We start from the raw sequence: 23,748 nt of genomic DNA, 5'->3' as shown, positions 1-23,748 counted from the left end.
AGGTAGTTAATTAGATTCATGAGTATATTATCTAACTTACCAGAAGAATCGACGGCAATTTCTCGGAGAACACTACTACAATTAATGGGTGTTGGTGCAGTTGCTGGAATAGCTGGATATTCGCGCTTTGTTAAACCAAAACCCACGGTGTTTCAAAGAGATACATTAAGTTTACCGTTTGTATTAGATAAAACTAAGACTGCTGTTGTTGTTGGTGGAGGTTTAGCGGGTTTAGCTTGTGCATATGAATTAAGTCAACGAGGGTTTGGGGTAACGTTACTTGAAAAGTCTTCGCAGTTTGGAGGAAAAGTTGCTAGTTGGCAGATTAATGTGGGCGCCGACACATTTAGAATGGAGCATGGTTTCCACGGATTTTTTCCGCAGTATTATAATTTGAATAGCTTAGTTAAAGACTTAAACGCTACAGATAACTTTAAATCGCTCAATTTTTATTCGCTTGTTTACCGTGAACACTATAAACCAGAAGTGTTTCGTCCCAGTAGTTCAGCGTTTCCTTGGAATATAGTTGATTTAGCAATTGCTTCACCGAATAGGTTACAATGGGGGATAAATCTGACGAAGTTCAAGCATTTACAAGTTTTTCAAGCGATAGGTGGGTTTGAAAGGGAAAAGAATTACCAGCGTTTTGATAATATATCAGTGGCTGATTGGGTTGCCAAGGATTTTCCTCAAGGTTTGTATGACTTATATTTTTTGCCTTTCGCTAAATCAAGTTTAAATGCACCTGATGTAATGAGTGTGGGAGAATTGATGCAGTTCTTCCACTTTTACTTTTTTGGCAACCCCGAAGGATTAGCTTTTAATGGAACTAAAGATGATATGGGTACTAGTTTAGTGCAACCTATTGTCGATGCGATTAAAAGTTTTGGTGGCAAAGTCGTAACGAGTGCAACTGTTAGTGAAATTAAAGCCGAAAATAACAGCGTCAACTCGCTTACTTATACTGTTGGTAGCGGCGCCAGTAACGTACCTTTCTCTGTCAAGCGTAACACTGTTGTTGCCGACGCGAGTAAAATTGAGTACTTTGGCGCCGCAGACGAAGTGTTTGCAGTAAAGTCCGGTAGTGTTGAAGCAATTTCTCTAACTTGTACTCACCAAGGATGTACAGTAAGAATGGCAGACGATGGCAAATTTCATTGTCCTTGTCACGGTGCAGTTTTTGCCGCTTCGGGGAAAGTTTTGAAGGGTCCAGCAACTCAAGACTTAGCGAAGTATGACATAACTCGGCGCCATACTGATGAATTAGAGTTAGTAGCTGCCGTTTCAGATACGATACCAGAGAAACTTGAAGCTGATTACTATATATTTGCCACCGATGTCCCTGGAGTGCAACAGCTATTTAAACGCTTAGATGGAGATGTAAGTCAAAAAGCGCGCGAGCAAATTCAAAAATTGAGCGTCGCAGACCCGTTTGCAGTATGTCGCTTCTGGTTCGACCGTGACTTTAACTGGGAACAAAGCAATTTTACTTCGTTGTCTGGCTATGCACTTACAGATAGCATTACTTTATATCATCGCATTCAGCAGCAATTTATCGAATGGTCACAGCGTACAGGTGGTAGTGTCGTTGAGTTACACGCTTATTGCTATAAGGAGAAAGAGTTTCCTACTCAAGAAGCACTCCTCGCAACTTTTGAACAAGAACTGTATGATATTGTGCCAGAACTTAAGGAAGCAAAAGTACTGCACCGTGAACTAGTTAATCAAAAAAACTTTTCTGGCTATCCACCCAATAGTTACGCAGACCGTCCTGAAACTCGCAGTAATATTAATAACTTAATATTTGCAGGGGATTGGGTGAAAATGCCTTTCCCATGCGGGTTAATGGAACGCGCGGTAAGTAGTGGTTTGTTAGCAGCGAATGAAATTTTACAAAGCGAAGGTTTACAACGACGGGAGATTCTATCGGTAAACCCAGAAGGTTTATTACAAATTTAATAGTTTTATCGCTTATTTTTGGGAAGGAATGAAATATTATGATTACTTAAAGAAAACCGCTTGATTAAAACGATATTACCATGACACGTCAGGTTAGTGACATCTTATATATCATCTTGATTCCATTATCTGCATGGTTGATTTTTAACTTAGGATGGGGAAGAACACAAGCTGGTCGGTTACTGCTGAGTGTTCCTAGTCGTGGAAGATATATCGGTCAAGTATTAGCTTTTGTAGTAGGAATAGCGTTTATAGTGTGGGCAGCTATATCTATTCGGACGTTTGTTACCGATAACAACACCTCTGAAGTTGTAGCTGCTATCTCTCGACTTGTTTTTGGTGTTTACATGTTACTGAACGGGTTGACATATCAACCTGCTATTACACAAAACGGTATTTGGTTGGGAAATGGAGTATTTGTCAAGTGGGAGAAAATACTATTTTATGAGTGGGGTGTTAATCCCTCGCAACCAGATGTAGATGTATTAGCTGTACGAAGTTCCAGTCGTTTGGCAAAAAGAGTATCCAACTTGATTGTAAAATCTTTCCAGCGGCAACCTGTTGATGATTTGTTACGCCAGTATGTTCCTACTATTAATGGGTGATGTATGTATAGGAATTTTAGCACAGAGACAGTAGAGACCGGATTAATACCGTCTCTACATAGATTGTTATATATATAGATAGAAAAGTATATTTGGGCAATTTGTGAGTATATTACTTCCTAAACTACCTTTGCCATTACCTCTTATTGGCGCCGAAGTTGGTTCTTTTACAGAGTACACTGTTACGCAACGAATGCCCGCTATTGCCCGTCGTGTCATAGTTGAAAATTCTTTTCCTGCTACGGTTAATGATGGTTTGGAAACACTAGCTGCTGCATTGCCAACAGGATATATACAACCTTTGGTAGATGACACAGGTGCCGATATTAGTGATTGGAATAAATATCTTCAAGCTTATCTTGGGCAACGTTGGGTTGATATTCCCTGGTTTTTTGCCGAAACTTATTTTTACCGTTTAATTTTAAATATTACTGGGTATTTTTCTAATGGAGAAGGACGAGGTGTTGACCCGTTTGCACTCCAAAAGCGTCAAGGTTTAGAAACTGGTTTTGACGCCATTGCTACATTATGTCATCAAGTTAATAGCTGGTTGGATAATCCGGAACCAGAAGCGCGCGTATCTGAAGATGCATTATTTGGGTTATTATATTTTGCCTTATGGGGTAATCGCGTTGATTTAAGTTTGTGGTCAGCATTTGAAACCGACCGCAGTAAATTTGATATTCAAACCCAGCTAGCACATATATTAGCCAATGATGCAGCTTCGGTAATTGATTTGATTAACAAGAACCAGCAAGGACGTTTTGATGTAGTCGTCGATAACGCTGGGTTTGAATTAGTTTGTGATTTGTGTTTAGTTGATTATTTATTAGGTAGCGGTAAGCTGTCACAAGTAAAATTACATCTTAAACCACATCCAACGTTTGTATCAGATGCCATGATTCAAGACGTACACACCACAATTGAATTTTTTGCCAACTCGAATAATTGGGATGTAACATTTTTGGCAAACCGTCTCCAAGAATATTTGGAATTAGGGAAACTCGTTTTAAGCAGCGATTATTTTTGGACATCACCACTACCCTTTTGGGAAATGCCTGACGCAGTTAGAAATGATTTAGCAGCTAGTAATTTGACAATTAGTAAAGGTGATGCAAATTACCGTCGATTACTCGGTGACTTACATTGGGACTACACCACTAACATCAACGATATAATTACTTACTTCCCGGCGCCATTACTTGCACTACGCACCTTAAAATCAGAAGTTGCCGCAGGAATTCAACCTGAAGTAGTGCAAAAAATAGTACAAAATGACACAAATTGGCTAACTAATGGGCAATGGGGTTTAATACAGCTAGTGCAGGCTGGCAGAAATCACTAGCCAGTAGGTTTACACTTCAAACCCTGGTATATAAGGATTTCTTTCTTTTTAATGAGTGCCTTTTTACTTTTGCCTTGTTGCACTAGTGGTCTGTGTCATTAATTCTGGGGTGTAGGCGCCAATATCTCATTCTCTTAACTCTTATCTTTGTGTTCTTTGTGTCTTTGTGGTTAATCCTCTTACACCCTAAAACTTTTGACATGGACTAGTAGTTCAAAATTAAGACCACCAATAAGTTAAACCTCTTGTGGGATGGGTGCGAATGTTACGCGCGAAAACCCGAATGTAGGCTGACGCGGGGATTTGGGGACGCGGTGAGATAAGAAAACAAAGAGACTGCTCGCGCATAACGCCCGCTAAAAAGTGAGTACAAAAGTTCACTTCTCATTGTTCAATTGTAATTGCCCAAATTGCGTCCTCGTGTCTCCAAGTCGTTGTTTCTACTCTAATTTACTCGCTACCGTCTTGCATACTGTTGTGTACAAATAGCCTTTTCGTGATTCGATGCGTGAAGGCGTGAACGAGACAAAAATGTGAAGCAGCGAGCGATAAATAATAAAATTGGCAAATATTCGCTCATTTAACGTTATTTTCAGCTTGATAACTGGCGCTGCAATGGCTTTGGCAATAGATAAATTAAATACTAACGATATCAAATTAGCTCGAAGAATATATCAGTTTTTACATCCACTAGATGTATTACTAGGCGATAGTGCTTTTTGCTCTTATGCTGATATTTGCTGGATTTCTAATAGTGGCTGTGACGCTGTTGTTAGAAAACATAATGGTCGATGTCAGAAATTACAAGGAGGTAGTCGAGTTGGAAACAATGATAAAATATTAACTTGGTTTAAACAAAGAACTCGTCCAACAACATTAACAAAAGAAGAATTTGACGCTCTACCTAATAGTTTTAAAATTTGTGAGATATTTTAACAGTTTATATCACTTTTATATTTATGAAAACCGACCATTATTAATAAGGATATTTAGAAGTAGTGTAAATACGAATAATCTTAGTACGGTAAACTCAACCGAGGCGCCGAACTAACAAATAAATACTAAATTGTCAATTTCTTATATTTTTCCACAATGACCTGTATCATTAAACCTAAACATCGTAAGCTTTGGCTAATTGCTATAACCGTATGCATTTAAAACTTTTTTCGTTATTCCATCAAATGTTGAGTTAATAATATATTCTTCCGTGTCAGTGCAAAGCGTTTGAGACAAGCGCAAGCTCAAGAACTTGTCAAGATAATTGGCAAAGACACACTGGTTGATGTTTTCCAGTTATTGTTCCCCCCAGATGTTGTTTCGGAGTTTTGTCGCGAACTAGAGGATTTGGGAGTTCCAGTAGACGAAAAATTGAGGGCTAAGATACGTAGTAACGAGCCAACAGTGGTACGTTACGCAATTGATGCTCTAAAAGAAGCTTTGATGCAAGGTAGAGTAGATAACCCAACTGGGTTTATACATCATGCAATTCAAGGTCAGTGGAGGCCGAATTCTCTTAAGAATCTATAAGTTTTATGACCAATTAGATTAAGCAGTTAGCGGTTGCTCTCGGAGCATACTTGGGTGCAACCGCTTTTTTATAAATGTGGTTTACTTCTAAGAGTCAGAGCAATGCGACCGGAAGTGAAGTATTTAAACGCAATTCTAGAAAAGGCACCCCATACAGGCAGGGCTGTTTCATTCTTGGAAGTAAATCAAATTAAGTTTGAACTTGCTACGAGATTACTCTTAACTTCTGTCTTTATCTTTGTGTACGAGCGTGACAAAAGTGGTTTATTTCTTTGATGAACCACAAAGACCACGAAAGTTCACAAAGGGTAATAGTGGATTATTCTTTTTAGAATGAATCAGCCCTGCCCCATACAGGGGCTTACAATCATTCAACAACTCTTACTGTGTAGCCTTTGCTACATTTTTTTACTAATATCCATGTTTTGGCTTCTGGCTCTAAGGCAGGCATAATACGAAAGTTAAAAACATCTGCCCAAGTTTCTACACCCTTTACGGACTAATTCAATACCTTGATGCCACAAATTACCCCGCACCCTTACATCTTGCTGCAAAAGCTGGCGCCTATAAACCAATTCAAGCAATTAGAAAACCATAATCAAAGTTTGTTTTTTGCTTACGCGCACTCTCTCCAGTACTATAAAAGTACTATAAATATGTTTTACAACATGTACTTAGGGCATTCAACAACGTGAAATCAGTAGAGTTATTTACAGGCGCCGGAGGTTTAGCGATGGGAACGGCGAAAGCTGGCTTCCATCACTTAGCACTTGTGGAGCGTGATAAACATAGCTGTCACACTATCCGTGAAAATCAACAGCGCTCTAATAATGTTGTTAGTGACTGGCGCCTTCACCAAATGGACGTAGCGGATTTTGATATCTCTACTATCGATGGGGAAATAGACTTATTAGCTGGTGGTCCACCTTGTCAACCTTTTTCAATTGGTGGTAGGCACGGCGCCTATCTTGACGAACGAGATATGTTTCCCCAGTTTTTTCGGGCAGTACGTGAACTACGTCCCAAAGCCTTTTTAATTGAGAATGTACGCGGATTGCTGCGTCAAAATTTTATCAATTATTTTGAGTATATTACCTTGCAACTTACTCACCCAGAAGTTTTACTTAATAATGATGAGTCTTGGGTTGAGCATGTTGCTCGGTTAAAGCATCATAATGGCGCCGTTCTCGATGACCTTGAATATAAGGTTGCTTTTAAATTACTAAATGCGGCTGATTATGGCGTACCACAAAAACGCGAGCGAGTTTTCATTGTTGGCTTCAGGTCTGATTTAAACATCAATTGGTCTTGGATTGAACCGACCCATACCGAAGATGCACTTATTTGGGATAAGTGGGTAACGGGTGAATATTGGGAGCGTCATAGTGTTCCCAGTAGCGCGCGTCCAGATTGTAACCCAAAACTACGCGCGCGCTTACAAAAAACTGGCGCCAGCTTATTAGGTAGTATGACTGCTCCTTGGCGTACCGTTCGGGATGCTATTTCTGACTTACCCAACAGTCATGCAGTTTCATCTATACCCAACCATATTTATACTCCAGGGGCAAGAAGTTACCCAGGACACACGGGTAGTCCTTTAGATGAACCTGCTAAAACATTAAAAGCTGGTGTACATGGTGTTCCTGGTGGAGAAAACATGCTTGCTTTACCATCAGGAGAAGTGCGTTATTTTACAGTACGCGAGGCAGCAAGGTTGCAAACTTTCCCCGATGATTACTACTTTCCATGTACTTGGGGTGAGTCGATGCGTCAAATTGGTAATGCAGTTCCCGTCAACCTCGCTTATATTATTGCTTCTAGCATCTACAATCATTTACAGTTTGCTACAGCTAATAAGAAAATTGTAAATGCTGTTTAGTAATAATTATTTATGCCCTTAGAGGTTTTTCAGGCGCCTGCCACATTGCGCGACCAATTAATTGAATTTCAAACTAGACAGCAGTGTTATCCACTTGCCGAAATTGAACGATTGAAAAAGGAATTATCTGGTTACGTTGGTGTTTATTTATTGTACTACCGGGGAGAGTTTCCTTTGTATTCAGGTATTAAAATTGCTAACCAAAACTCTTGCTGTATGCCAATTTACATTGGGAAAGCAGAAAATCCAGGTAAGCGTACTGGTAAAGAAAATGTAACAGGGGGTTTAATTGGGCGTTTGAGGGAGCATAGAAGCTCAATTCTAAAAGCCACAAATCTTGATGTTGCGGATTTTGATTTTGCAGTAGTGCCAATGGCAGTAGACTTAGTTGCTTGGGGTGAAGCTATATTAATACGTCACTTTCAACCCGTTTGGTGCAGTATAATTTCTGGCTTTGGTATCCATGCTCCAGGCAAAGGACGGGGAGCGCAAATGCGTTCAATGTGGGATCAAATACACCCAGGACGCTCATTTGCAGAAAAGTTATCCCCTAATCCAGTTACAATTGAGAGTTTACAAACACAAGTGACACAACATTGCCAGAATGTAGCGACACGGTTGGGATGTCCACTAGAGAATGAAGGTTAAAAACAGACGTAAAAAAGCACCTGCATTTATCGACCGCTTACAAATCAGAAACGCCACGACAAAAAAAGGACGCAACATAACAATCATACGTGCTTCTCGGAAAGGGTATTTCTGCTAAAACGCTTAGGCTCCTCATCATAAAAATGGAATCAAGTTGAGCGATTCGGCGCATTAAATAATTATATGTTAAGGATATTTTTTATGTAACAATACTATGTTTATAGTTATAAAAAATACTCTAATTACTTAATATTTATTTTTTGATTGCTGTTATACTTGTGTGTTCTTCATTTTATTTTTACAAGTTTTCTCGTTCGCACAAAATATTAAGTTACTTAGAAATTAAGAAGTATTTTTATTGACTGCCACTTCTAAATATTTATGTAGTGTATTATGCGACAATCTGAAGTGCGGAATGTGGGTTATAGGTAACTTGACATACGGGCACCAACCTTAACTTGACACCAATAGCAGGGATGCCCACCCCACTCATATGGTGCCAATGCTAAAGATAACCTAATATTTTCCAACTTTTAACGACCAGTTATACATGCATTGGCTAAAATGTCAATCGTACAGATATGGATAATGCGTATCAATAACTACGTATAAAGCGCAAAAAATGTTACTTTAACAAAACTTTATATGTAAAAAATAGACAATAACTCTTACGACAAAATAGTTAAAATTTGTTAAGAATAGTGACAGGAATGTCAAAATTAGGAAAGCCTTTATATGGTATACGCAGTCGATAACCAGCCACCATTAAACCAAACAGTGTTTTTAGCAGGGGAAACTCCGGCGCCAAGTCGTCCTCACGTTGTTATAGTTGGGGGTGGTTTTGGGGGGTTGTACGCAGCAAAAGCGTTGAGCCGCGCGAATAATGTTCAGGTTACGCTGATTGATAAACGTAATTTTCACCTTTTCCAACCGTTGTTGTATCAGGTTGCCACTGGTACAGTATCACCTGCAGATATTTCTTCACCGTTACGCGCGGTATTAAATCAGAGCAAAAATACTAGAGTATTGCTGGGTGAAGTTACGAGTATTGACCCACAAGTACAGAAAGTGTTTATGGGTGATGAGATAATTCCTTACGACTCGTTAATTTTGGCAACCGGTGCAAAACACTCGTATTTTGGTAAGGATGAGTGGGAACAACATGCACCTGGTTTGAAAACGGTTGAAGATGCACTTTCTATGCGAAGCCGTATTTTTAGTGCATTTGAAGCGGCAGAAAAACAAACTGACGCAGAAGTTCGACGCGCGTTGTTAACGTTTGTAGTGGTTGGTGGTGGTCCGACTGGAGTGGAGCTAGCAGGCGCCATTGCAGAAATTGCTTACCATACAATGAAAGAAGACTTCCGCAATATTCATACATCGGAAGCGCAAATAATACTTTTAGAAGGTTTAGACAGAGTTTTACCGCCGTTTGCACACTCGTTATCAGCACAAGCTGCCACATCATTAAAGCAATTGGGTGTTACTGTACGTACTAATACAATGGTGACAAACATAGAAAATAATATAGTTACAATCAAGAGCGGTGAAAATGTCGAGCAAATTCCAGCACACACAGTGTTATGGGCAGCAGGAGTAAAAGCATCACCGTTAGGTAAAACCCTTGCCCAAGCGACGAATGTAGAATGTGACCGTGCAGGACGTGTGGTAGTAGAAGCAGATTTTAGCGTTAAAGGTTATCCCAATATATTTGTAATTGGAGACTTAGCGAATTACTCGCATCAAAATGGTAAACCATTACCAGGAGTGGCACCAGTAGCAATGCAAGCGGGTGAGTATGTAGCATCAGTAATAAAAGCGCGACAACAAAACAAAAAACCAGCAGCGTTTAAATATAAAGACCACGGTAGTTTAGCAGTGATTGGAAGAAATCGCGCGGTTGTCGATTTAGGTTTTATGAAGCTGACAGGTTTTCTTGCGTGGGTATTCTGGCTATTCATCCATATTTACTTCTTAATTGAATTCAACAACAAATTAGTAGTAATGGTGCAATGGGGATGGAACTACATCACCAGCAACCGAGGTGCAAGACTGATAACAGGTAGCGAGGCGCCAACACCTGTCAAACAAAGTCCAGATGATTACTCAATAGTTAATAATCCTTCAACTGTAAAAGTGTAGTAGAAACAATATTTGTCATTAGTTGCAAAGCTTGTCGGTATTTAATTTTGGTGGATGTAAGGGCGGGCAGGGATGCCCGCTCCACGTTCCACTAACTCCTAACTCTTACTCAGCTTCTCCAATAAGTGTGAATGCAGCCCAATTTAATGGTTGTGGATATTTCTTCATGGTGGTGAGCATTGCCGCGCGGAGTGCAAAGGCTTTATTTGGGTTTTGCTGTAGATTTTGATAAAAGTTGGTCATCAATAACTTAGTAGAGTCATCCGATACTGCCCATAAAGAAACAATAACACTAGGGGCGCCTGCTGCAATCAAAGAGCGTGACAACCCAATAACACCATCACCTTTAATATCTCCTCTACCAGTATCACACGCACTCAGGACAACTAAATCGGCATTAAGTTTCATATCAAAAATTTCGCTACTTGTTAGTAGACCATCATCTTTAGCATCAGGAGTAAGCGCAATAGCTCCCGGTATACCAAATCCTTTAATATCATCAAGTAGTCCATGAGTTGCTAAATGCACAATTCCTGCTGACGTAATATAACGCTTGATAGAAGTTTCGGTAGCGCTACTACCTATCAAAGCCTGTGTTTGTAGTATTTCACCAATTTCTAACGCTTCTTTTTCTGCACCAGGTAGTGATGATAGTCGCTCTTGTTGTCCTCCTACTTCTTGTGCGACACTCGGCATTATTGGATTACCAACTACTAATGGACGTTTCGTTGTAACTGTAGCGTTTTTTATCTTCTGTTGATGAGTTAGCTGTAAAACTTGGATAGCAGGAGCAGTGAGAATCGTATGTTTTTCAATTAGATATTTGCCTAATTCGTCTTGTAAAGCTGCGAAGGGAAGTAAAAATAACTCACCTTGTGGAACAAAGATAACAGGTTGATTTAGGTTTTGCGGTAACTCGGATACTATGGGTTGAATAAGAATTTGATATAGTTGTTGTAATGTGTTTATACGCTGACTTATTTCCTCATTAGTTGAAGCAACTGTTACAATGTTCCGACCTCTAGCTCGCATTAAGTCGCGGCTCTTAAAAATAAGCCTGTCGAAAGAAATGTTTGAATTAGATGTAAGGTCTACTTGCCTGAAACTAATTTCACCTGTTGGTTTTACAACCCAAATGTAAAGTTTGGATGGACGCAATTCAATTTGATTATGTTTTATAGTGGGAGCGTTAATAATTGAATATTGAACAATTGTACTTGATCTCTGTTGAGCTATTTTTTGAATTTCTTTAATTAATGGTGGTTTTATATTTGTTTGGGTTTGGTTATTACTGTTAAAAGAGAGTCTTGAAGCTAGTAGTTCGACGAAAGCTCTAGACCTACCGCGTTCTGCAATTTCTAAAGCAATATTAGTTTTATTTTGAGCGACTAAAGCTTGTTGTAAAAATTGGTAGGAAGTAACTTGATTTTCAAAGATAGATATTTTTTGGTCATCTAACAGTCCGCGTCTTAAAGATTCCCACGTTTCAATAGCAGTAAATAGTAATTTTTCGGCATCAGAATACTTGCCTTGATTAATGTAAACAAAGCCAATGCTATTCAAACTCTTAGCTTTTTCCACTTTATCATCAGTTACGAGTGCAATCTTTAAGGCTTGTTGATAATAATTTAAAGCTTGAGAGTAGTTATTTTGATTTACATAAACTGTGCCTATTTTTCTAAGAGTCTCAGCTTGTCTTGGTTGGTTATTGATTTTTTCTTGAAGGCTTAAGGCTTGTTGATATGACTTCAAGGCTTTGTTATAATTACCGAAGTTTTGATAAGCTTCACCAATACCACTTAAAGCTTGTCCTTCTAGCGAAGAAATCTCGTGTGGTTTATTTTCACTGTCTTCATCAGATTTAAGCGCTTGCTGGTCATTGATTTGTTGAAGAGTAGCTAAAGCCTGCTCATATAGTTTGATAGCCTGAGAATTATTTTTCTGACTAATATGGGCATCAGCAATATTAACAAGGATTGCAGTTTCCTTAGATTTATCGCCATTTTGTTTGGCAATTGTCAAGGCTTGCTGATAAAAGTTTAATGCTTTGGAGTATTGTCCTAAATTATAGTGTATTAGACCTTGATAGTTGAGTGCTATACTCACTCCGACTTTATCTCCAATTTGTCTTTGAATTGCCAAAGCTTGCTCGCAATACTCTAAAGCTTTAGAATAACGACCCAAACTATTGTAAACTAAAGCAATTACAGTTAAAGTTGTAGCTTCATCTTTACGTCCGCCACTAATTTGTTTCTGAGCATCTACAATCCATTGTAGCTTTTGAAGTGCTTCTTGATATTTGCCCATTTGATATAGCCAAAATGCAACTTGGACTTCAGCACGCAAATTCTCTGGTAAACGTCTTAGCAAATCAAGTTGACGTTGCATTTCTGCTTCACGCTGCATCATTTCTTGTAATAATAATTGCTCTTGCCGTGCTTGCTCTGCTTGCTGTTCACGCTTTCTCCTTTTTTTCTCTTCTTCTTCAGATGTGTGAAAGACACTATCAGCTTGATCTGTACCTGGTAATTCTTGCGGTTGAGGTATTGTTGTTTGTGAAGGATTTATCTCTGGTGGTTTAGGTACTGTTATTTGTGGGAGAGTTATTTCTGGCTGTTTAGGTACTGTTATTTGTGGGAGAGTTATTTCTGGCTGTTTAGGTATTGTTATTTGTGGGAGAGTTATTTCTGGCTGTTTAGGTACTGTTATTTGTGGAAGAGTTATTTCTGGTTGTTTAGGTACTGTTATTTGTGGAAGAGTTATTTCTGGCTGTTTAGGTATTGTTATTTGTGGGAGAGTTATTTCTGGTGGTTTAGGTTTTGTTGGTGTTTGTGCTAGTTCCAACGGCACCTTTCTCGTTACATCAAAAGTGTAGAAGAGTGGAACTGTAAATGCTTCTTGATGATTCACAATATTTTTTACCTCTGCTCTACCAATACCAGCAGGCAAAGTTAGCGACAGTAGCGCAATAGTAATGACGGCAGATTTTTGATAACAATACACGGATATTAGCTCCAGCAGTTTCTTCCATAGTCATTTATATTTCTAGTTTGAAGGAGCTTATGCAAAAACTAAAATATAAAATAAAAATTATATTTCTACCATATTTTTATAAGTATAATTACATGTAATATTTACAACCTAAGTAATAAAATTCTGTATAGTTTTCTTACTTAGTGCTGAATTATACGAAAATTAATTATATAAAGAAAAAGCTAAATTGTATCAAGTGTAGCTAAATTGAGAAAATCCTCTGCGCTCTCTGTGTCTCTGTGGTAAAAAAAAGTGATCAATTTGAATAGAGAAAAAAGTTCGAGCGGGAGTTCAAACATTTAAACCTTAAATAATTCCTTAACAGGCACCCAAACTTTAGCTTGATTAAAAATTGCTTCAGTAAAGCTTACAATACATGTGCGCGTAAAGATTTTTGGGAAGAACGTTATACCAAGTGTTATACGCTCTTAAAGCGTAATTACATATTCCGTGCTACTATTAAATAAGAGATAATTATTTTCGGCTACGTGACTACGCCATAGATACATTGCTATAGAAGCCTTCCCCGATTTAAATCTCTAAAACCTATCAGGTTAAAGAGGTACTGTATGTCATTTTATGTAGTCAAAGCATATTACCAGTTTAAATTGAAAAATTGTCGTGCTTAGGTAAAAAGATTGTATACTCGCGTGCTGTTTTTATAAATTTTGACTTAATTTATAAAATTGTCTCACAAAAACGCATAGCTAAAGGCTAAAAAGCTTTAGGTAGAATAATCGATTTTCAAATCTTAAAACGAAAACCAAGAATTAAACGGTAAATTATTGTTTGATAATAAAAAATGAGCGGAATATTTAATTTCATCACAAAATTTGGGTAAAAACATGCAAGTTTTATTAGATAAGTCTCTTAAAAAACTATATAGTTCTATAGCTAGAAGTAACCAGAAGAACAGAGCCATATACACATCGCAAACCATGCTCGGCAAGTTTACTTGTCCGTGCTGCTCATACACTTTGCTTCGCCATATAAACTTGAGAGGAATTTACTGGCGTTGTAGTCACTGTCACGAAGAAATGCCAGTTTATTCACTATTACATTCAGCAGCCTAACTTGTTCGACTCACTGTAGTATATTATCAGACTCAGTACTTTTGACACTTAATAAATGTTTCAGTGTTACGTCCAAATAACCAAGTAAATAAATTGAGAGGTTTTTTATGTCAGTTTATGTTAGTAATCTATCTTACGAAGTTCAAGAGTTAGACCTTAAACAAATATTTTCAGAATATGGAACTGTTAAGAGAGTTCGATTACCCATCGACCGGAAAACAGGTAAGAAAAGAGGATTCGCTTTTATAGATATGGAAACAGATGCTGAGGAGACAGCAGCAATTAAAGCGCTTTTAGGCACTGAGTGGATGGGTCGTAGTCTCAAAGTTAATAAAGCTATTACTAAGGTAGACATAGGTTCGTTATCATACAATTTGTAATTACTTGTTTAATAATTAAAGCTTTAATATTTTATTGGGTACAAAAACTAAATTAATTACATAACGTCTATTTGGACTTAGTTTTTATTTGTTTCCAAACAACTTTTTATGACAGCAACAATCGGCTTCACGGAACAGAATAATTTTTCATCTCTCAAAGGTTTACAAGTGCTTGTAGTAGATGATAATGCTGATTGCCGAGATTTGCTAAAGTTTATTCTTGAAGAGTTTTTTGTAGTTGTAAAGACAGCAAAGTCAGTTCAAGAAGCTTTGCTGATATTGGTGCAATGGCAACCAGATGTTTTGATTAGTGCCATTGCCATGCCAGGTGAGGATGGTTACTCATTGATAAGCCAACTCAGAATTATTGAAAAATATCAGCAGCGTAAACCTCTTACAGCCATCCCCATAACAAGTTTCATTACACAAGAAACATCCATCCAAGCTCTTAATGGTTTCTCTATGTACGCAGAAAAACCTCTTAACCTTGATGCATTACTAACATCTGTTAATTATCTCGCTGAACAAAAATGGCATGGCGAAGTTCATTCATTCATTCATTGATTCTAAATATTTGAAATGTTTGAAATGTTTGTAACTAGCATTGGTTCATCTCTTAACACACCTACAGATGATAATGGGTCATAGCCTAACTGTTGAATTATCCGTTCCCTGGCTAAAACTCGGTACTCCCAAAAATGCTCTCCTGTAGCGCATAGCCCTAAGTACATATTAAGAACTTGGGGCTTTTTGAGCAGAAGCGTCCATAGTTGGCGCCAAAACTGTCCTCGAATGTCTGGTCTTCGTAAACCCTGATGCCAAATTATCTGAGCAACCAATCGTAACTGCTTGCCTCTAGGAAGATGCATTGTTTGTGTTCGCCTAGAAAAAGGAGAAACACTGAGGCACTGCTGAAAACATCGCCTCAAATAGTTTGCAGGTTCGTATAACTTCCAGAAGCCTTCAACATACTCTTTAGCAATTTCGGCAATAGGACGGGTAGGAACAAAATTCATCAGGTTATTCTGGTCGCCCGTAGCAATGATGCCGACGCCACCGTCGATTAAACGCTGCTCTACTTGAAGTCGGTTCCAGAGGGCTGTGTTAGGCAAAGCTTGGAGGATGCCCAGCATGGGTTGAGGAATATTGGTTTGTTCAACAAAGTCTTGAATTCGTTCACCAGCGCCAGAACGTTCTCCATCAAAGCCAAGGATAAACCCGGCATAAATTAGTAGTCCCGCTTCGTTTATCTTGCGACAGGCATCTACCAACGGGTTGCGCGTATTTTGCATTTTGCGTGTAACAACAAGGCTATCTTGGTCAGGAGTTTCAATGCCGAGAAAGACAGCATAAAATCCTGCTTCTACCATCAGCTCTAGTAATTCATCATCTTCTGCTAAATTCACAGAGGCTTCGGTCATGAAGGTGAAAGGATAATTATGTTGCTTCATCCAAGGTATCAATTCTCGTAAGAAGCGTTTAACATTACGCTGATTCCCAATAAAGTTGTCATCGACAATGAACAGTGACCCCCGCCAGCCTAAATCATACAGATTTTGCAACTCTGCCAAAATTTGATTCGGCTCTTTAGTGCGCGGTTTGCGACCGTAGAGGGAAATAATGTCACAAAATTCGCAATTGAAAGGACAACCGCGAGAAAACTGAATCGCCATCATGAAGTAAGCATCCCGCTCAAGTAGGTCAAACCTCGGCATGGGGCTAGTAGTTACATCCGGCTTCTCAGTAGAGCGAAAAATTCCTTGGGCTTTACCTTGAGCAATGGCTTCTATGAACAGCGGAATCGTCATCTCCCCTTCATCTAGAATCAAATAATGCGCTCCTTGTTCAAGCGCATCTTGTGGCACAGACGTAGGGTAGGGACCTCCAACTGCTACTTTTTTGCTTAACTGCACAGCTTTTTTAATTAAGGTATGGAAATCCGGTTTCTGCACTAGCATGGCAGAGAGAATTACCAAGTCACACCACTCCCAATCTGCCTCTGTTTCTAAACTGACATTGCGGTCATAAAATCTAATTTCCCAATCTTTTGGTAAGAGTGCTGCAACAGTAATAATTCCCAAGGGCGGGATAACTGCCTTTAGTCCTGCCATTTCCATCGCGCGGTCATAAGACCAAAAGGACTGAGGAAATTGGGGGTAGAGCAATAATGTTTTCATACTATCCTTATACCTGAAAATGCTTATCAATTATTTGGATGTTGTAATAAGCTTGTATTGATGCTGTGATTAAAGAACTATTCCGCTGTTTAGCTGTTCATAAGGGACTTTCTCAAACAGTAATTATTTTCTATTTCTTTTGACATCTACTAAAAGAAAGAATAAATATAAATTTTTGTATAAATTTGGCTATATTTCAGACTTAATATTTCAGCTAATTTTTTGTTTCAATGCTTGCGTCTACGTTTAACCTCTCTCTTGAGATGGTGAGAACAACATAAAATTCGGACTATAATTAAAAGATATCTACTCTAGATAGTACGTTGTAATAAGTTATACTTGCAATTTTTAAGTGGGAGTTAGAAATTCCCTTAGAAATTCCCAATATTCTACTATTGTTTGGATATAGTACAAAGACTCATATAAGATTTGGCAACTTAGCCAAAAAAATAATGTTTGATTTCAATACCTTAACTGAATTCTCAAGTCGCTACTGCATTGACATTTGTGCATTTCTAATTCCAGCTAATCTGATTGCGACCATATCAACAATAACTTTAACACTGTTGCATCGTCCGGCTGTTCGTATCTGGCAAAGTGCTGGAATAGCCAGTATCTTTGCTCTACTGATGATACTGCATGTACTTGCTTGGTTTATAATCGGAGTTGTCATGGCGCCTACGTACATTTTATTAGTTTTGGCAAGCATCTGTTTATTAGCCAATTCATGGGCAGTTTTTCAATATAGACTAAGATTCCTTTAATTTAAGATTTCCGACTTCTTAAAGAAGTCAGAAATCTTACCAACCGCAAATTTCAATGATAAATTCGGTTCCTTTACCAAGGATTGAATGACAATGCATTTTTCCTTGATGTTTATCTTCGATAATTTGCTTAGAAATCGATAATCCTAGTCCAGTTCCTTTACCAACTGTTTTGGTTGTAAATAAAGGTTGAAAAATCTGAAGCATAACTTCTTCAGTCATGCCTAACGCATTATCACTAATTTTAATCATGATGTTACTACCTGAAATTTCAGTAGTAATTCTCATTATTAGTGAGCGTTGGTCTTTTTCCCATGCTTCCTCAAGTGCGTCAATTGCATTTGCCAATAAATTCATAAAAACTTGGTTCATTTGTCCAGGGAAGCATGTGACATGAGGCAAATTACCATAATTTTTAATAACTTCAATAGCTGGGCGATGTTTTTGATTTTTAAGACGATGTTTTAAAAGTAGTAAAGTACTTTCTAAGCCTTGATGTAAGTCTACAGCAACAGGTATATTTACATCTGAGCGGGTAAAGTTTCGTAATGACGCTGAAATATCTTCAATTCGCTCGGTTCCTAAGCACATTGAGTTGAGAATATTAGCAAAATCATGCAGCACGTACTTTAAGTCCATTGCATCAATTTTTGATGCAATGTCTGGTGCGGGTTGAGGATAGTGTTGTTCGTAGAGCGCAAGTAGTTGGGATATTTCAGTCAGATATTCTTGAGCAGGTGCAATATTATTAACTACAAAACTAACTGGGTTCTTAATTTCATGTGCTACTCCCGCTACAAGTTGTCCTAATGCCGATAGTTTTTCTTGCTGTACGAGTTGTACTTGTGCTTGTTGTAGAGCATTTGTTCTTTCTTTTACTTGCTGTTCGAGATTATCTGTTAGTTGTTTGAGGCGCCAGTGAATTTTCACCCTAGCTAAGACTTCCTCTTGCTCAAAGGGTTTGGTGATATAGTCTACAGCTCCTAAAGACAGACCTCGAATTTTACTCTCAGCGTTGGATAAAGCTGTCATAAAAATTACTGGTATATTTTGCGTAAGCGGATTAGCTTGCAGGCGCCGACAAGTTTCAAAACCGTCCATAACTGGCATTTGTACGTCTAACAGTATCAGTTCTGGAGGAGTGCGCGTGACTTGGGAAATTGCCTCTTGACCATTTATAGCTATTCGTGCCTTGTAGCCTGCTGTTTTTAAAGCGTGCGAAAGTATAAATAGGTCACTTGGGTCATCATCTACTATTAAAATAAATTTTGAGTCAGATTTCAGCATTTGTTTATAAGAATACTTAGCAGTAATTAAGTACTAACGAGAATTACACAAATAAGAATAATAAAGATTCGCTCACAAAGGTTATTATTCCCCTTGTCAAACAAGAACTAACTTGCACGCTTTGTTTCATCTCATTTAATTAGGTACTGGGGCGCCTCTCTTAACTCTTCTCTCTGTGTCCTCTTTTGTTCGGGGATTTTGTGGCGAAATGTTAAAGTATGTTGCAAATAGGTCAAATATTATAGCTATATGGGAAAAACGACTGAAAGTCCGTGATAGGATTCTCTCGATGATATAAAAAAGTATGGGAGAAGACCTTTGGCACTACGGGTTGCTGTTGTCGGCTCAGGTCCAGCTGGTTCATCTGCTGCCGAAATCTTGGCAAAAGCTGGCATTGAAACTTATTTGTTTGAGCGGAAACTAGATAATGCAAAACCTTGCGGAGGCGCCATCCCCTTATGCATGGTTAGCGAGTTTGATTTACCTAGTAACATTATTGACCGTCAAGTACGGAAGATGAAGATGATTTCACCCTCGAATCGCGAGGTTGATATTAATCTGATAAAAGAAGATGAGTATATAGGTATGTGCCGTCGCGAAGTACTAGATGGTTACTTACGTGACCGCGCAGCAAAACTTGGCGCCAATTTAATTAATGCAACAGTTCATAAATTAGATATTCCCACAAATAATACAGATCCTTACACCATTCATTATGTAGACCATACTGAAGGTGGGGCGCAGGGTATCGCCAAAACCCTCAAAGTCGATATGATTATTGGGGCAGATGGCGCCAACTCTCGCATTGCCAAAGAAATCGATGCTGGGGATTATAATTATGCGATAGCTTTCCAAGAGCGGATTCGTATTCCCGACAAAAAAATGGCGTATTATGAAGATTTAGCGGAAATGTACGTCGGTGACGATGTTTCCACAGACTTCTACGCTTGGGTATTCCCCAAATATGACCACGTTGCTGTTGGTACTGGTACGATGCACGTTAATAAAGCCAGCATCAAACAACTTCAAGCTGGTATTCGTGCGCGCGCAGCGAGAAAACTCGAAGGCGGTAAAATTATCAAAGTTGAGGCACACCCCATTCCAGAACATCCCCGTCCACGTCGGGTTGTTGGTCGTGTTGCACTCGTTGGTGATGCTGCTGGTTATGTTACCAAGTCATCTGGTGAAGGTATTTACTTTGCGGCAAAGTCTGGACGTATGTGCGCTGAAACTATTGTTGAATTGTCTAACAATGGCGCCACTATTCCAACCGAAGCTGACTTGAAAGTTTACATTAAACGTTGGGATAAGAAGTACGGATTGACTTATAAAGTACTTGATATTCTACAAAACGTTTTCTACCGTTCTGATGCAACGCGCGAAGCTTTTGTGGAAATGTGCGCTGACCTTGATGTACAAAAATTGACATTCGACAGTTATTTGTACAAAACAGTCGTACCTGCAAACCCAATTACTCAACTAAAGATTACCGCTAAGACAATTGGTAGTTTGCTTCGTGGCAACGCTCTTGCACCTTAAAACAAGCTAGAAGAAACGGTTCTAATTCATACATCGACTATACAAAACAATCGCAGTGGCGCCAAGCGCGTGTAGATAACGGGCTTGGCATCACTGCGATAATTATATTTACCTACAAATTACAATTTAATCTATGTATATTTACTGATAAAAACCAAGTTGTAATATTCAAGTCAGTAAAAATGTTACCTTTTTATTGTTAGTTATATAAGTATTATTCACAAACCAATAATTACGATAGTTGTGCGAAGCGGGTACATCAAGACGAGTAAGTTACTCAGTTAGTTTCATTAAAAAGCCTAAACAAAGTTACCATAAAGATTTTATGAAAAGTGCATTTATCTATTGGCAATGCATCAGTAAATTTACTAACTTAAATTAGTTACTTGACGTAGAAATATACAAAAAACACATTATACGCGATTGGCAATGCGCTCGAACAATGAAACTAAGTATAATTATCAAAAAATCTTTGTCAACCTTGGCAATTTCTACTGTTGCAGCATTTGGTTTCTGTGGTCAGGTTAAAGCAACCGTATTTTCTGGTTACTCTAGTGGAATTTGGGGGATACCTGACCCAGGAAGTATTAATACAGAACCACATTACACAGGTGTCGGTACATCACACTTTACTTGGGGTGATGATTCTTGGTTTGAAACTCCTGCCAACAGCTTGACTTTTCAAGGCACGCAATTTAACGCTGACTTTAACTCTTTATTTAAAATTGGCAATTTAACTTATTTTAATGGTACGGTTCCTTTGTATACAAGTGTTGATCAAGTTCCTTTGGGATTAAAAGTCTCACTTCAAGCTCCAACTGCAATCGAACAGTACTTTGATTTTGATTTTAAATTGGTAAACATACTGAATGACCCTGATAAACCTCTAGAAAGTATTGACAACGCTGACTTTGTATATATCAATCAAGCATTCGCGAATCGAAGCTTTGTATATAATGGAAATAAGTATACTTTAGAATTGACAGGATTTAGTCAGGATGGCGGTTTGACGAGTACCAAAGAATTCCGTGTGATTGAAGGCGCCAAAACAACGGCTGAAATTTACGGCAGGATAACTTATGTGCCACCTGCCGAAAAAGTACCCGAACCGGGAATTGTAATTGGTTTGTCGTCGTTAGGAGTTTACATGCTTGCTCGTAAAAAACACGCTTCAACTAAAGATTGATAATTATCGCGCTACCGTACAACAGTAGAAAAATTACATGCTCTTCCCCAAACGTTAGATTTTATCGTCTGAGCCAACATTAAATTTAAAACAAAAGTCTTATTCTACTCCCACCGATACATTCTCACCTGCTGGAGCAGTACTAGGCATCTCCAAGCAATAACCTGCACCGTATACTGTTTTAATATAACGGGGATGACGGGGGTCAGGTTCGAGCTTCGTTCGTAAGTGACGGATGTGAACTCGAATAGTTTCTATATCGTCATCTGGGTCGTAACCCCAAACTTCTCGAAGAATTTCGCTAGGGGAGACAGTTTGACCGTGACGTTGCAATAAGCAGTGAAGTAACTCAAACTCTAAATGTGTAAGCTTGACAGTTTCACCAAACCAAATTGCCTCGAAACGTTCTGGGACTAGTGTTAATGGTCCGTAGTTAAGAATTTCGCTGTGTTTAGCTGCTTGAGGTATACGGTCAGTGCGTCGTAATAACGCCCTGACTCGTGCCAGCATTTCCTCGACTTCAAATGGTTTAGTTAGATAATCATCGGCGCCAGCGTTGAAACCCTCGACCTTATCTTGGGTTTGGCTTAAAGCAGTCAGCATCAGTACTGGAATTTCAGAAGTACGTTCATCCCGACGCAACCGCTGACAAACGGTAAAACCATCGACTCGTGGCAGCATTAAATCAAGCATAATTAAATCAGGCTGTAGCTGGAGAGCTAGAGCCTGACCCTTAATACCGTCTTCAGCTTGACTGACATCATAGCCAGCCATTTCTAAATTGACGGCAACTAGTTCTGAAATTGCGGGGTCGTCATCGATGACAAGAATCCTTGGCATTAGGTAATCTTATTACTTGTTTTGAAGGATGAGTAAGAATCTTTGAGTGGTGCAAAGATTTCTGTATTGATTATAAAAAAATTTTTAAATCTAACATAAAGATTAAGATGAAATATTTATAAATCTTGGTAAGGAACATACATTTTATACACCATGCATTATCCTGCTTACAATCCGCCACCATTTTTACGAAACGGTCTGTTCATGACTCTGTACGCAGGTTTGTGGGCACATCGGAATTGGAAAAATCATATTTTAGATGCTGAACCCCCTTACCAGCAACAGATCTTTATAGGCGCCCAAGGTGTACCGCTGTTTGGTTTATACGCAATACCTCCCCAACCGTGCGGTACTATTGTGGCAACTTACGGAATAACTGGTGATTTAGAAGACCAGTATTTGCTGAGGATTTTTGCTCGTAAAGCATACGCGCGCTCTTTTGCAATAGTAATATTCGATTGGCGCGCGCATGGCAAATCAATGGAGTTGTCACCGACGTTAACTTCGGATGGGTTGTACGAAGGAGAAGATTTTGTCAGAATAGCAGCACAGGCAGCATCGTTAGGGTGTCCGGGGAAATATTGGTTTGCCGGGTTTTCGTTGGGAGGGCAGTTAGCCCTTTGGGCGGGTAAAGTGGCGCCAACAATACTTCAGGAAAACACAGATTTAGGAATTAGTGAATCAGACATTGGTGGTGTAGCAGTAATTTGCCCTTCTTTAGACTCAAACCGTTCGCTTTCCTACTTGATCAGCCACCCTTCAGGTAAACATATCGAAAAAGGTATCGCTAGGCGCCTGAAAGATTTAGCAATGAAAATTCATGATTTACATCCAGGCGCCATTGACCCTGAAGCCATAGAAAAAATTGATAGTATATGGAGTTTCGACAACGAATTAGTAATTGGGAAATTAGGGTTTCCTTCAGTTGAAGCATATTATGATGCAACAAGTGGTTTACAAGTACTACCTCATCTTCGTAAACCGACTTTAATTATTTATGCAGTGAACGACCCATTTTTTGACTTAGGAATAGTAAAAGACTTAGAAGTAACTTGCGCGGAAAACCCTGTTATTGACTTAATATTAACTCGTTATGGAGGTCATGTTTTTTATTTAAACAGTAAAAAAGGTCAGGAGCAAGCAAAAGACCCTGACCGATGGTGGGCATGGAATCGAGTTCTACAATGGATCGAGAATAAGTAGAAAGTGCTGAGTGCTGAGTGTTGAGTGTTGAGTGCTGAGTGCTGAGTGCTGAGTGCTGAGTGCTGAGTACTGAGTGATGAGTGTTGAGTGCTGAGTGCTGAGTGATGAGTGCTGAGTGATGAGTGCTGAGTGTTGAGTGTTGAGTGCTGAGTGCTGAGTGC

At 38.9% G+C, this 23,748-nt stretch carries 19 protein-coding genes; 14 read left to right on the top strand and 5 right to left on the bottom strand.

Features of this window, described 5'->3' with window-relative positions; translation table 11 throughout:
• The first annotated feature begins 18 nt into the window (after positions 1–18).
• From AC2JBO_RS15290 to AC2JBO_RS15255, 8 genes are all read left to right on the top strand, one after another.
• Positions 19–1,959, top strand: a complete 1,941-nt coding sequence (locus tag AC2JBO_RS15290) for an FAD-dependent oxidoreductase (RefSeq protein WP_496954508.1) — start codon at positions 19–21, stop codon at positions 1,957–1,959.
• 80 nt (positions 1,960–2,039) lie between these two features.
• Positions 2,040–2,564, top strand: a complete 525-nt coding sequence (locus AC2JBO_RS15285) for a DUF5673 domain-containing protein (RefSeq protein WP_496954507.1) — start codon at positions 2,040–2,042, stop codon at positions 2,562–2,564.
• Between the two features lie 103 nt (positions 2,565–2,667).
• On the top strand, positions 2,668–3,909 hold the full coding sequence (locus AC2JBO_RS15280; RefSeq protein ID WP_496954506.1) for a damage-control phosphatase ARMT1 family protein: 1,242 nt from the start codon (positions 2,668–2,670) through the stop codon (positions 3,907–3,909).
• Between the two features lie 561 nt (positions 3,910–4,470).
• Positions 4,471–4,845 carry a hypothetical protein gene (locus AC2JBO_RS15275; RefSeq protein WP_496954505.1) on the top strand — a complete coding sequence of 125 codons (375 nt, stop codon included), beginning with the start codon at positions 4,471–4,473 and terminating at the stop codon, positions 4,843–4,845.
• Between the two features lie 288 nt (positions 4,846–5,133).
• Complete coding sequence (locus AC2JBO_RS15270) at positions 5,134–5,436, top strand: hypothetical protein (RefSeq protein WP_496954504.1); 303 nt, start codon at positions 5,134–5,136, stop codon at positions 5,434–5,436.
• A gap of 691 nt (positions 5,437–6,127) precedes the next feature.
• Complete coding sequence (locus tag AC2JBO_RS15265; RefSeq protein WP_496954503.1) at positions 6,128–7,315, top strand: DNA cytosine methyltransferase; 1,188 nt, start codon at positions 6,128–6,130, stop codon at positions 7,313–7,315.
• 12 nt (positions 7,316–7,327) lie between these two features.
• The gene (locus AC2JBO_RS15260) at positions 7,328–7,963 is read left to right on the top strand and encodes an Eco29kI family restriction endonuclease (RefSeq protein WP_496954502.1); all 636 of its coding nucleotides are present in this window, start codon (positions 7,328–7,330) and stop codon (positions 7,961–7,963) included.
• Positions 7,964–8,698: 735 nt separating this feature from the next.
• The gene (locus tag AC2JBO_RS15255) at positions 8,699–10,105 is read left to right on the top strand and encodes an NAD(P)/FAD-dependent oxidoreductase (protein WP_496954501.1); all 1,407 of its coding nucleotides are present in this window, start codon (positions 8,699–8,701) and stop codon (positions 10,103–10,105) included.
• Positions 10,106–10,210: 105 nt separating this feature from the next.
• Here the strand turns inward: AC2JBO_RS15255 and AC2JBO_RS15250 are convergent, their stop codons facing one another.
• Positions 10,211–13,108 (bottom strand): CHAT domain-containing protein, encoded by a 2,898-nt coding sequence (locus AC2JBO_RS15250; protein WP_496954500.1) that lies wholly within the window; start codon positions 13,106–13,108, stop codon positions 10,211–10,213.
• Positions 13,109–14,318: 1,210 nt separating this feature from the next.
• On the opposite strand from AC2JBO_RS15250, the gene rbp reads away from it, so the two are divergent.
• Together rbp and AC2JBO_RS15240 are read left to right on the top strand one after the other, a co-directional pair.
• Positions 14,319–14,591, top strand: coding sequence for an RNA-binding regulator (rbp, locus tag AC2JBO_RS15245; protein ID WP_496954499.1), 273 nt, complete (start codon positions 14,319–14,321; stop codon positions 14,589–14,591).
• Positions 14,592–14,699: 108 nt separating this feature from the next.
• Positions 14,700–15,155, top strand: coding sequence for a response regulator (locus AC2JBO_RS15240; protein WP_496954498.1), 456 nt, complete (start codon positions 14,700–14,702; stop codon positions 15,153–15,155).
• Positions 15,156–15,157: 2 nt separating this feature from the next.
• On the opposite strand, the gene AC2JBO_RS15235 is transcribed toward AC2JBO_RS15240, so the two are convergent.
• On the bottom strand, positions 15,158–16,768 hold the full coding sequence (locus AC2JBO_RS15235; RefSeq protein ID WP_496954497.1) for a B12-binding domain-containing radical SAM protein: 1,611 nt from the start codon (positions 16,766–16,768) through the stop codon (positions 15,158–15,160).
• A 452-nt stretch (positions 16,769–17,220) separates the two neighbouring features.
• On the opposite strand from AC2JBO_RS15235, the gene AC2JBO_RS15230 reads away from it, so the two are divergent.
• The gene (locus tag AC2JBO_RS15230; protein ID WP_496954496.1) at positions 17,221–17,532 is read left to right on the top strand and encodes a hypothetical protein; all 312 of its coding nucleotides are present in this window, start codon (positions 17,221–17,223) and stop codon (positions 17,530–17,532) included.
• A gap of 36 nt (positions 17,533–17,568) precedes the next feature.
• Here the strand turns inward: AC2JBO_RS15230 and AC2JBO_RS15225 are convergent, their stop codons facing one another.
• Entirely contained in the window at positions 17,569–18,819 is a 1,251-nt protein-coding gene (locus AC2JBO_RS15225) for a hybrid sensor histidine kinase/response regulator (protein WP_496954495.1), read from the bottom strand.
• A gap of 318 nt (positions 18,820–19,137) precedes the next feature.
• Here AC2JBO_RS15225 and chlP point away from each other — a divergent pair, with 318 nt between their 5' ends.
• Both chlP and AC2JBO_RS15215 read left to right on the top strand, forming a co-directional pair.
• Complete coding sequence (gene chlP / locus AC2JBO_RS15220; RefSeq protein WP_496954494.1) at positions 19,138–20,358, top strand: geranylgeranyl reductase; 1,221 nt, start codon at positions 19,138–19,140, stop codon at positions 20,356–20,358.
• 442 nt (positions 20,359–20,800) lie between these two features.
• Positions 20,801–21,544 carry a choice-of-anchor K domain-containing protein gene (locus tag AC2JBO_RS15215; RefSeq protein ID WP_496954493.1) on the top strand — a complete coding sequence of 248 codons (744 nt, stop codon included), beginning with the start codon at positions 20,801–20,803 and terminating at the stop codon, positions 21,542–21,544.
• A gap of 99 nt (positions 21,545–21,643) precedes the next feature.
• On the opposite strand, the gene rpaA is transcribed toward AC2JBO_RS15215, so the two are convergent.
• The gene (gene rpaA, locus AC2JBO_RS15210) at positions 21,644–22,384 is read right to left on the bottom strand and encodes a two component system response regulator RpaA (protein ID WP_496954492.1); all 741 of its coding nucleotides are present in this window, start codon (positions 22,382–22,384) and stop codon (positions 21,644–21,646) included.
• Positions 22,385–22,537: 153 nt separating this feature from the next.
• Between rpaA and AC2JBO_RS15205 the strand changes: the two genes are divergently transcribed.
• A complete protein-coding gene (locus AC2JBO_RS15205; protein WP_496954491.1) occupies positions 22,538–23,587 on the top strand; it encodes a YheT family hydrolase in 1,050 nt (349 codons plus the stop codon).
• Here AC2JBO_RS15205 and AC2JBO_RS15200 read toward each other — a convergent pair.
• A partial coding sequence (locus AC2JBO_RS15200) for a hypothetical protein (protein WP_496954490.1) occupies positions 23,564–23,748 on the bottom strand: 185 nt, incomplete at its 5' end. The genes AC2JBO_RS15205 and AC2JBO_RS15200 overlap by 24 nt on opposite strands.

Source organism: Calothrix sp. CBUCES-K 9914 (assembly GCF_059640475.1).
This window is presented reverse-complemented; position numbering and strand designations above follow the sequence as displayed.